Below are 7834 nucleotides of genomic sequence, written 5' to 3'. Positions count from 1 at the left end.
GGAAGTGTCGGCAGGGACGTTACCACTAGTGGCCTTGCTGAGTGCAATAGAAGGCAATTCAAAAAAATTTTAGCACGCCAACCCTTGGAGATTTGTTAATGAAAAAATCGCTTCTCGCACTGGCAGTTCTGGGTGCATTCGCAGGTGCAGCTCAAGCACAATCCAGCGTAAGCATTTACGGTTCGTTTGATGCCGGCGTCCGTCATCAGACCAACTTCGACGCAGCTGGCGGCAGCCGCCTGTCGATGGGTTCCACCGGCACCTTTAACTCCAACCGTATCGGCTTCAAAGGTGTTGAAGACCTGGGCGGTGGCCTGAACGCGCACTTCACGCTGGAGTCCGGCTTCAACAGCGGCACCGGCGCACTCGACGCAGCTAACACCCTGTTCAACCGTACCGCAGCTGTCGGTCTGGGCGGCGCATGGGGCTCCCTGGACTTCGGCCGTCAGTACACGGTTCCGTTCAAGACGATCGCTTCCTACGATCCGTTCGGCTACAAGTATCCCGGCATCGCTGACGCAGTTCGTGCGTCCGCCGGCACCCGTTACAACAACGACATCCAGTACATCGGCACCTTCGGTCCTGTAACGGTCCGTGCTGAATGGGCGCTGGGCGAAGTGGCTGGCGACACCGGCCGCGGCTCCGCCAAGTCCATCGGCGGTACCTACGCTGCCGGCCCGCTGAGCGTTGGCGCTGCAGTCAACCAGCGTACCGATGCTGTCACCGACCTCGACACCGACTACTGGACCGTGGGCGCAGGCTACAAGTTCGGCCCGGCACGCGTGAGCGCTGGTTACGTCAACCAGGAAGCCGAAACCGCCGCAGCTGACCTCAAGACCCGCTGGACCTGGATCGGTCTGAACTACGCCATCACCCCGGCAGTTGAAGTGACCGGCGCGTTCTACAAGACCAAGATCAGCGGCGCTGCTACCGGCGACAAGGACAACTTCATGCTGGCTGCTACCTACGCACTGTCCAAGCGCACCAACCTGTACGCAGGCTTCGACACTGCCAAGTATGACGGCGCAGCGCGCGTTCCGGCTGCCGGCCTCGGCAACACCGGTGGCCTGTCCCGCCAGCGCGGCATCTCGCTGGGTGTGAACCACCTGTTCTAATCTGGATTCGCAGCCGGCCTCCGGCTGTACGTCAAGTTAGATATGAAACGGGCTCTTGCGAGCCCGTTTTTTATTGGCCCGCCACGTTAGGATTCAACACTAATCCGGCCATGCAAACTCCGGCAATAAGCGCACCGACGTGGTGCAAATGATGGCAAAAGCACCATTTCCCTTGCGCCACTTCGTTGCAGACACGCCACAGAACGCCTAAGAAGCAGGTGTAAAACCGAAATTCCCTTTGTAGTCGGTCCCGATATTTGATGAAATATCCACCAGCTACTTGGTTAAACAAATGATCAGGAAGCTTCCTTCGGCAGGGACGTTCTCACTAGTGGCCTTGTCGAACGCACTAAAAAAATCTTAGCTCGATAAACCTTTGGGGATTATTCAATGAAAAAATCGCTTCTCGCGCTCGCAGTTCTGGGCGCCTTCGCAGGCGCAGCTTCCGCTCAAACCAACGTCTCCATCTACGGTGTTGCTGACGTCGGTATTCAGCGCACGGACACCAGCGCAACCTCCGCGACCTGGGGCCTGAACAGCGGCATTTGGTCCGGCAGCCGTATCGGCTTCAAGGGTTCGGAAGACCTGGGCGGCGGTCTGTCCGCAATCTTCCAACTGGAAAACGGTTTCAGCATCGACACCGGCGCCCTGGGCACCGCTAACACCCTGTTCAACCGTCAGGCCTTCGTTGGTCTGAAGGGCGGCTTCGGCGCGCTGACCTTTGGTCGTCAGTACTCCCCGTACCACATCGCTCTGGACACGATCGACCCGTTCGAAACCGGTCTGGCTGGCGACACCACCCGTCTGTTCGCATCGCACCTGACCACCGGCTATCCGATCCGCGTCAGCAACTCGATCGTCTACGCTGCTCCGGCAATGGGTGGCCTGTCCGCTTCCGTGATCTACGGTCTGGGTGAGACCGCTGGCAGCATCTCCGACAACAGCCAGATCGGCGTTGGCGCAGGCTACGCAAACGGCCCGCTGAACGTTCAGTTCGCTTACCACACCACCAACGTCACCGCTGCTGGCGCTGACACCGACCACAGCACCCTGCTGCTCGGCGGTAAGTTCAACTTCGGCGTTGCTACCCTGCACGCTGGTTTCGCTGACAACAAGAACGAAGTTGCTGGCGGCGACAGCAAGGCACGTAACTACCTGCTCGGCGTGACCGCTCCGGTTGGCGCAGGCGTTATCCGTGCATCCTGGGTTCGTAACGACCTGCGTGGCGGCAACCTGACCGATGCTGACCAGTACGCAATCGGCTACACCCACGGCCTGTCCAAGCGTACCGACCTGTACACCTCGTACGCTCGCACCAACGTTGACGTTGGCGCTGACGTGAACATCTTCAACGTCGGTATCCGTCACAAGTTCTAATCAAGTGCAGGTGTAAGCCTGCCTCGATTTGAATGCAGTATTGAAAAGGCACCCTCGGGTGCCTTTTCCTTTATGTGTCCTTATGCTTCCTACCGTTGCCGTTTTGGTCGGAAGACGGATGTGTCGGCATAAAAGCTGGCATCCTGCCCCTCCCACCAGCCGGGCACGCCAAGCACGGGCAAGGGTGTGAAATCCGCGCTGGTCAGTCCATTTTCAAGTTGGGTGGATATGGCCGCATCCAGAAATGCAGTCCTTCCCGCCGGCGGCAATGCAAAGAATGCGCGATCGGCAAGCACGGGCCATGCGTGTGCGGTGATCGACTTGTAGGGGCGCGCCAGTTTCTCCATCAGTGCGTGGCCGAACAAGCAGATATCGCAGTCGCGCCAGAACGTGTCGCGACGCTCCAAGAGGGCTTCCCTCCAGCTATGCGACCGTAGTGCCTCCAGCAAGCTCGGGTCGCGTGTGACAAGCAGGGCCGCGTTTTCATCGAAGAGAGTCGCTGCGTCGCGTACTTTGCCGCGGCCGCCCGCCACATCTTGTCCTGGGCCTCGTGCAATTTCTGCCGCCTGCAATGCATTCAACCGAACCTTGATGTTCGGGAAAGTGAGCCAGACAAGCGCGTTGAAAAAATCGTGGAGATTGTCGCGCGTCGGCACGCCTCCGCTGGCACTGATGAATGCTTCATACGCCATTCCGTCCGGCAGGCTGGATTGCGTGACGAACCGTACCGGCACGCCGCGATGATTGCGGAGGCCGGCAGTTTGTGCTGCCAGGTTCACGGCCTCGCGCCAATTGCCGGTCTGCAGAATCGGCTGCGCCGTGTCCCGGATACGCGAGAGCCAGGGACGCCGCCAATCGATCTCCGCGAGGAATGACGCCGCCTCGGCGGAGGCAGGATGGTCAGGCAAGTTTCCAGCCAATGGACTCGCCACCGTTGAGAGGCACGACAGTCGCGTCACCGAGCGGCACTTCCGCCGGCAGTGTCCACGTTTCGCGGTGCAGGGTTACCGTCCCGGTGTTGCGCGGCAAAGCATAGAAGTCGGGACCGTTGAAGCTTGCGAATGCCTCCAACTTGTCCAGCGCTCCGGCGGCATCGAATGCCTGGGCGTACAACTCCATCGCATGCAGCGCGGTATAGCAGCCGGCACAGCCGCAGGCATGCTCCTTCAAGCCTTTGGGATGCGGTGCAGAGTCGGTACCGAGGAAGAAGCGGGAGCTGCCTGACGTCGCCACACGGACCAGCGCCTGACGATGCTCTTCGCGTTTGAGGACGGGCAGGCAGTAATAATGCGGACGAATCCCGCCCTTGAAGATTTCGTTGCGGTTGTAGAGAAGGTGATGTGCCGTGATCGTGGCGGCGACCGGCCCTTCTGCCTCGCTCACGTACTGGGCCGCGTCCCGGGTGGTGATGTGCTCGAACACGACCTTGAGCGCCGGCATGTCATGGCGCAGGGGTTGCATGACCTTGTCGATGAACACGGCTTCGCGGTCGAAAATATCGACCGCCGGATCGGTGACCTCGCCGTGCACCAGGAACGGCATGCCGACTTCCTGCATGACTTCGAGCGTCTTATAGCATTTCGACAATTGCGTCACGCCGGCGTCGGAGTTGGTCGTCGCGCCGGCCGGATACAGCTTCACCGCGTGAACAAAACCGCTCTCTTTCGCGCGCCGGATTTCGTCCGGCGGCGTGTTGTCGGTCAGATACAAGGTCATCAGCGGCTGGAAATCCATGCCGGCTGGCAGGGCAGCGAGGATGCGATCGCGATAGGCGGCAGCCTGCGCGGTCGTGGTCACCGGCGGCTTCAGGTTCGGCATGACGATGGCGCGAGCAAACTGGCGCGCGCTGTGGGGCAAGACGCTTGCCAGTGCGGCGCCATCGCGCAGGTGGAGGTGCCAATCGTCGGGGCGGGTAATGGTGATGCTGGCAGATTGAGTAGACATGGCGGTTCTTTCTTGAGATGACCGCTATTTTACCCGCGGCACCGCGCGAGGCCGACACAAAAAAGCCGTTTCGGCCAGGCGGCGGAAACGGCTTTTTCGAGGACAGCTGGCGTCAGTGCGTAATGATCTTAGCCAGGAAGTCGCGTGCCCGGTCGGAACGCGGCGAGCCGAAGAACTCGTCCTTGGTGCAGTCTTCCACGATGTAGCCCTTGTCCATGAAGACCACGCGATTCGCGACCTTCCTGGCAAAGCCCATTTCGTGGGTCACTACCATCATCGTCATGCCTTCCTGTGCAAGGCCGACCATGACGTCGAGCACTTCGTTGATCATTTCCGGGTCGAGCGCGGAGGTCGGCTCGTCGAACAGCATGGCGATGGGGTCCATCGACAGTGCGCGGGCGATCGCGACGCGCTGCTGCTGGCCGCCGGACAGTTGGCCGGGGAACTTGTCCTTCTGCCCGAGCAGGCCGACGCGGTCGAGGTACTTCAGGCCCTTCTCGGTCGCCTCATCCTCGCTGCGGCCGAGCACCTTGACCTGCGCCAGCGTCAGGTTCTGACGGATGGTCAGGTGCGGGAACAGTTCGAAGTTCTGGAACACCATGCCGATGCGTGCGCGCAACTTCGGCAGGTCGGTCTTCGGATCGCCGACGGATACATTGTTGACGAGAATCTCCCCCTTCTGGAAGGGCTCAAGGCCGTTGACGGTCTTGATGAGGGTGGACTTGCCGGAGCCGGACGGGCCGCAGACGACCATCACGTCGCCCTTGGCAACGCTGGTTGTGCAGTCGGTCAGTACCTGGAAACTTCCGTACCATTTGCTGACATTTTTGAGTTCAATCATTTCGTTATCCTTAGCGAATGATGGCGATGCGCTTCTGCAGGCGCTTGACCAGCGTCGAAAGCATGAAGCAGAGCGCGAAATAGACGATGGCGACGAACAGGTACATCTCGACCACGCGGCTGTCGCGCTGAGCGATCTTGACCGATGCGCCGACGAAGTCGGTGACGTTCAGCAGCGATACCAGCGAGACGTCCTGGAACAGCACGATGGTCTGCGTCAGCAGGATCGGGAGCATGTTGCGGAAGGCTTGCGGCAGGATCACCAGCTGCATCGACTGCCGATAGTTAAGACCGAGCGCATAGGCGGCGTTGACCTGCCCCTTTGGAATACTCTGGATACCGGCCCGCATGATCTCGCAGAAATAGGCTGCTTCGAACATGATGAAGGTGATATAGGCCGAGCGATCGGCGCCGAGCTGGATCGGCCGTTCCGAACCGGTCACGACCTGCAGCACGACCGGGACCAGGAAGTAGAACCAGAAGATCACCAGCAGCAGCGGGATCGAACGCATCAGGTTGACGTAACCGGCGGCAAACGCGGCCAGCGGCTTGAAGTGCGACAGGCGCGCCATTGCCAGCAGGGTGCCGAAGATCGTGCCGCCCACGGCCGCCACGACAGTCAGCTGCAGCGTGTACTGCAGGCCGGTCAGCAGGTATGGCCAGGTCCGGGCGACGACGTCAAAATCAAGTTCACCCATTATTTACCTCCTGCGATATAACCGGGCACGGCAACCTTGCGTTCGATGAACGCCATCACCCGATTCGCGGTCATGGCAATGACGACATAGATCAGGGTTGCTGCGGCAAATGCTTCAAAGTAGCGGAAGGTCATCTCGCCCATCTCGCGCGTACGGAAGAAGAGCTCGACCAGGCCGATGGAATAGGCCACCGCGGTGTTCTTGATCAGGTTCATCACCTCGGACGTCAGTGGCGGAATGATAATGCGGTACGCCATCGGCAGCAGCACGTAGCGGTAGGTCTGGATCTGCGTGAGTCCGAGCGCGTAACCGGCATTGCGCTGACCGCGCGGCAAGGACTGGATGCCCGAGCGCACCTGCTCTGCAATACGCGAGGAAGTGAAGAACCCAAGGCAGACGACGGCCGTCACGAACTGATGGTCGGTCGGGTCGAGCGTCGTCACCCATGTCTTGACGGCAGGAATCAGGCCCGGCACGACGAAGTACCAGACGAAGAACTGCACGATCAACGGAATGTTACGGAACAGCTCGACATACGCATTGCCGAGTTTGACCAGCCAGGTCTTGTCCGTGGTGCGCGCGACGCCGACGATCGATCCGAGTATGAACGCCATGACCCACGCCAGCGCCGCGGTGGACAGCGTCCATCCGAGCCCGGCGAGGAGCATCTCGGCCCAGGATCCGTCGCCGTCAGGCACCTGTTCGAAAAAAATCCCCAAATTCATTGTTGTGTCTCCCAGCTTGCACGGGATGCGAAATGCAGCCCGTGCAACGCAGGACCGGGGCTCACGGCCCCGGCCCGAAAAAAAGCCGGAATGGCTTGACGCCCTCCGGCCCTACTTCTCACCTGATGCGCTTACTGAACGCCCTTGTCGTTCGGGTTCTTGAATGCCTCGCGGATTGCCGGCGTCATCGGGAAGTTGATGTTGATGCCCTTCGGCGGGATCGGGCTCTGGAACCACTTGAAGTAGATCCGCTCGATTTCGCCGGACTTCATCACGCCGCCGACAGTCTTGTCGACCAGCGCCTTGAACTGCGGGTCATCCTTGCGCAGCATCATGCTGTACGGCTCCTGGCGCAGCGATTCCTGGATGATCTTGAAGTCGTTCGGGTTACGCGAGTTGGCGATCTGGCCTGCCAGCAGGATGTCGTCCATCACGAAAGCCTGGGAACGGTCGTCTGCCATCAGCAGGAAGGATTCGGCGTGGTCCTTGCCGTAGATTTCCTTCACTTCGGCGTTCTTGGTCTTTTCGTAGGCCTTCAGCAGCGGGACGGAAGTGGTGCCGGAAGTGGTGGACACCGTCTTGCCGCCGAGGTCGGCCAGGGAGTTGATGTTGGACGTCTTCTTCACGGCCGCCGTCACGTTGACGACGAAGTAGGTCGGGCCGAACGAAACCTGCTGCTGGCGCACCGTGGAGTTGGTGGTCGAGCCGCACTCCAGGTCGATGGTGCCATTCTGGAGCAGCGGAATGCGGTTGCTGGACGTCACCGGCTGCAGGTTGACCTTCAGGTTAGGCAGCTTGAGTTCCGTCTTGACCGCGTCGACGATCTTCATGCACAGGTCCATCGCGTAACCGATGGGCTGCTGCTTGTCGTCGAGGTACGAGAACGGTACGGAAGACTCGCGGTGACCCACGGTAATGGTGCCGGTGTCCTTGATCTTCTTAAGCGTGCCGGTCAGTTCTTGCGCTTGAGCCGTGCCGGCGATGGCGCCGGTAGCAATCAGGACGGTGATGAGCTTCGATAGTTTCATATTGTCTCCAGGAAAAGTTGCGAGGCCTAGTGTACCAAAAGGATTGCTTCAAAAGCTGACTTGAACAATTTCCCGAGCCGGCTTTCAAAGGGTATCCCTCCCTTCTG

The 7834-nt window shown here is 60.0% G+C and carries 8 protein-coding genes; 2 read left to right on the top strand and 6 right to left on the bottom strand.

What is annotated here, in order from left to right; all coding sequences use genetic code 11:
- The first annotated feature begins 98 nt into the window (after positions 1-98).
- Together VFF99_RS19180 and VFF99_RS19175 are read left to right on the top strand one after the other, a co-directional pair.
- Positions 99-1115 (top strand): porin, encoded by a 1017-nt coding sequence (locus VFF99_RS19180; RefSeq protein WP_325020528.1) that lies wholly within the window; start codon positions 99-101, stop codon positions 1113-1115.
- Positions 1116-1505: 390 nt separating this feature from the next.
- Positions 1506-2492: a porin gene (locus VFF99_RS19175; protein WP_325020527.1), complete on the top strand. Its 987-nt coding sequence runs from the start codon at positions 1506-1508 to the stop codon at positions 2490-2492.
- Between the two features lie 89 nt (positions 2493-2581).
- Here the strand turns inward: VFF99_RS19175 and VFF99_RS19170 are convergent, their stop codons facing one another.
- The 6 genes from VFF99_RS19170 to VFF99_RS19145 all read right to left on the bottom strand — a co-directional run bounded on the left by VFF99_RS19170 (position 2582) and on the right by VFF99_RS19145 (position 7727).
- Positions 2582-3400 (bottom strand): DUF3025 domain-containing protein, encoded by an 819-nt coding sequence (locus tag VFF99_RS19170; RefSeq protein ID WP_325020526.1) that lies wholly within the window; start codon positions 3398-3400, stop codon positions 2582-2584.
- Complete coding sequence (gene pyrC, locus VFF99_RS19165; RefSeq protein WP_325020525.1) at positions 3393-4436, bottom strand: dihydroorotase; 1044 nt, start codon at positions 4434-4436, stop codon at positions 3393-3395. Before pyrC ends, VFF99_RS19170 begins: the two co-directional genes overlap by 8 nt.
- A 112-nt stretch (positions 4437-4548) precedes the next feature.
- Positions 4549-5277, bottom strand: a complete 729-nt coding sequence (locus VFF99_RS19160; protein WP_325020524.1) for an amino acid ABC transporter ATP-binding protein — start codon at positions 5275-5277, stop codon at positions 4549-4551.
- A gap of 10 nt (positions 5278-5287) precedes the next feature.
- Positions 5288-5974 carry an amino acid ABC transporter permease gene (locus tag VFF99_RS19155; protein WP_325020523.1) on the bottom strand — a complete coding sequence of 229 codons (687 nt, stop codon included), beginning with the start codon at positions 5972-5974 and terminating at the stop codon, positions 5288-5290.
- Positions 5974-6699, bottom strand: coding sequence for an amino acid ABC transporter permease (locus VFF99_RS19150; protein ID WP_325020522.1), 726 nt, complete (start codon positions 6697-6699; stop codon positions 5974-5976). Before VFF99_RS19150 ends, VFF99_RS19155 begins: the two co-directional genes overlap by 1 nt.
- Before the next feature lie 131 nt (positions 6700-6830).
- Positions 6831-7727, bottom strand: coding sequence for a transporter substrate-binding domain-containing protein (locus tag VFF99_RS19145; RefSeq protein WP_325020521.1), 897 nt, complete (start codon positions 7725-7727; stop codon positions 6831-6833).
- Between the last annotated feature and the right edge of the window lie 107 nt (positions 7728-7834).

Source organism: Noviherbaspirillum sp. (genome assembly GCF_035654295.1).
Classification (GTDB): Bacteria; Pseudomonadota; Gammaproteobacteria; order Burkholderiales; family Burkholderiaceae_D; genus Noviherbaspirillum.
This window is presented reverse-complemented; position numbering and strand designations above follow the sequence as displayed.

Excerpts from the sequence above, each read along its gene's own strand:
- VFF99_RS19180 (WP_325020528.1), top strand. The coding sequence starts at position 99 with ATGAAAAAATCGCTTCTCGCACTGGCAGTTCTGGGTGCATTCGCAGGT.
- VFF99_RS19175 (WP_325020527.1), top strand. The coding sequence starts at position 1,506 with ATGAAAAAATCGCTTCTCGCGCTCGCAGTTCTGGGCGCCTTCGCAGGC.
- pyrC (WP_325020525.1), bottom strand. The coding sequence starts at position 4,436 with ATGTCTACTCAATCTGCCAGCATCACCATTACCCGCCCCGACGATTGG.
- VFF99_RS19160 (WP_325020524.1), bottom strand. The coding sequence starts at position 5,277 with ATGATTGAACTCAAAAATGTCAGCAAATGGTACGGAAGTTTCCAGGTA.
- VFF99_RS19155 (WP_325020523.1), bottom strand. The coding sequence starts at position 5,974 with ATGGGTGAACTTGATTTTGACGTCGTCGCCCGGACCTGGCCATACCTG.
- VFF99_RS19150 (WP_325020522.1), bottom strand. The coding sequence starts at position 6,699 with ATGAATTTGGGGATTTTTTTCGAACAGGTGCCTGACGGCGACGGATCC.
- VFF99_RS19145 (WP_325020521.1), bottom strand. The coding sequence starts at position 7,727 with ATGAAACTATCGAAGCTCATCACCGTCCTGATTGCTACCGGCGCCATC.